Origin of the sequence: Agrobacterium sp. 22094 (assembly GCF_052046015.1) — a bacterium.
Classification (GTDB): Bacteria; Pseudomonadota; Alphaproteobacteria; order Rhizobiales; family Rhizobiaceae; genus Agrobacterium; species Agrobacterium cavarae.
The window spans coordinates 1-1494 of record NZ_JBQEPX010000014.1 but is presented as its reverse complement, the minus strand read 5'-3'; the positions used below and the strand labels follow the sequence as shown (position 1 = coordinate 1494).

Here is a 1494-nt window from a genome sequence, read left to right as displayed (position 1 = left end):
CTTCCATCGAAGCGGAGGCTTCTTCGGCAGAGGATGCCTGTTCGGTTGCACCCTGTGACAACTGTTCGGAAGACGAAGACAGTTCCTGGCTTCCGGACGAAACGTTGTCTGCTGCGGCCAGCGCATCGCTAACGACGCCGCGCAGGCGTTCGACCATTGACTGAAGAGCAATGCCGAGCGTGTCCTGGTTCGAAAGCGGCTTCGGCGTAACAGTCAGATCGCCTTCTGCGATCTTATTTGCGACCGTTGCCGTTTCGCGCAGGTTTGTGACCATGTGCAGCATGGCGTTGCCCAGCGTATCCCGATCCGACAGAGGCTTCACGTCCTTGGACAGATCACCCGAGGCGATCGTACCGGCAACATCGGCGGTCGCGCGGAGATTCACAACCATGTTGCTCATGGCGATACCCAGGCGGTCCTTGTCGGAGAGCGGCTTCACGTCCTGGGAAAGATCACCTTCCGCAATGTTGTTTGCAACCGCTGCCGTGGCGCGCAGGTTGGTCGTCATCACGTTCATGCTGTCGACGAGATCCTTGATCTCGTCATTGCTCTTGATTGCGATGTCCTGATCAAGGTCGCCAAGCGCAACGGCGCGAGAAGCACGGATCGCCTGCTGCAATCCCTTGTTGATACCAAGCGCAATCCATGTAGCGATCAGGATCGACAGAATGATGATCGCTGCAACGACGCTGATGAGGATCGTACGCGAGGTGTCATATTCCTCGTTGGTCGCTTCATCTGTCGCCTTCAGGTCAGCAGCGATTTCGTTGTTCAGGCTTTCCAGAGTGGTCAGCAGAGCCTTCGTGGCTTTTTCGCCGTCTCCCATGGAGATAGCACCGGCTTGGCGATTGCTTTCAGGCGTGTTGATGGTTGCAAGGCGGAGTACTTCTTCCTGCAGCTTTTCCCACGCAGGAACCGCAGCCTTCAGTTCCGTCACCTTCGCATGAATTGCTGGATTTGTCTCTTTTTCCAGCGTCGCAATAATCTGTCCAATTTTTGCACGGTCGGTGCGGGCGGCGTCGACATAAGTTGAGATGCGAGCAGCGTCTTCATTCAGTGCCGCGCTCTTCTCGTTGGCAATCGCATTTAGGATAGCGTCGGAGAGATCGCTTGAGTTGCGCAGGTTGGCGGCAGGGCCCTGTACGATATCTGTTACTGCAGCATTGAGGGATGAAAGTTGAGTAATTGCCATGCCCGCCATGCCTGCCGACAGCAGGATGATGAGAGCAAAAGCAAGTGCAAGTTTGAGCTTAATTGTAAATCGCATCTTGATGGCGTCCTTGGATATGCCGATCCACCACAAATGGGTTGGCACTGGGGAGTGAAGGCTGTTCGGGAATGGCAGATGATATAAGGGCGAGTAGCCTGCGCGTCGTTGGTCGCAGGCTTCCCGGATGTTTTAGGCGCTCTCTCTGAACTCACGATCGCTATCGTCCGGACCACCCATCGACATGTCGAGTGCGAAGCCGTTGGCGCGGGCCTGCTGGGCGTGGA

Annotated in this window: 1 protein-coding gene; it reads right to left on the bottom strand. The window is 56.0% G+C overall.

Going from position 1 to position 1494, the window contains the following annotated elements; translation table 11 throughout:
* A partial coding sequence (locus ACTJK5_RS22950) for a HAMP domain-containing protein (RefSeq protein ID WP_440613312.1) occupies nt 1-1267 on the bottom strand: 1267 nt, incomplete at its 3' end.
* Nucleotides 1268-1494 lie beyond the last annotated feature (227 nt).